Raw genomic sequence first — 379 nt, 5'->3', positions numbered from 1 at the left:
ACTCGGAGGAAGGTGGGGATGACGTCAAGTCATCATGCCCCTTATGTCCAGGGCTTCACGCATGCTACAATGGCCGGTACAAAGGGCTGCGATCCCGTGAGGGGGAGCGAATCCCAAAAAGCCGGTCTCAGTTCGGATTGGGGTCTGCAACTCGACCCCATGAAGTCGGAGTCGCTAGTAATCGCAGATCAGCAACGCTGCGGTGAATACGTTCCCGGGCCTTGTACACCGCCCGTCACGTCACGAAAGTCGGCAACACCCGAAGCCGGTGGCCCAACCCTTGTGGAGGGAGCCGTCGAAGGTGGGGCTGGCGATTGGGACGAAGTCGTAACAAGGTAGCCGTACCGGAAGGTGCGGCTGGATCACCTCCTTTCTAAGG

At 59.4% G+C, this 379-nt stretch carries 1 rRNA gene; it reads left to right on the top strand.

Annotation, left to right across the window (positions count from 1 at the left end):
- Positions 1 to 373 (top strand): 16S ribosomal RNA (locus CBF90_RS17065); the annotation flags it as partial.
- Positions 374 to 379 lie beyond the last annotated feature (6 nt).

Source organism: Microbacterium sp. AISO3 (genome assembly GCF_002204305.1).
GTDB classification, from domain to species: Bacteria; Actinomycetota; Actinomycetes; order Actinomycetales; family Microbacteriaceae; genus Microbacterium; species Microbacterium arborescens.
Note: the sequence above shows the minus strand (reverse complement) of the source record. Positions and strands in the feature narration are given on the sequence as shown.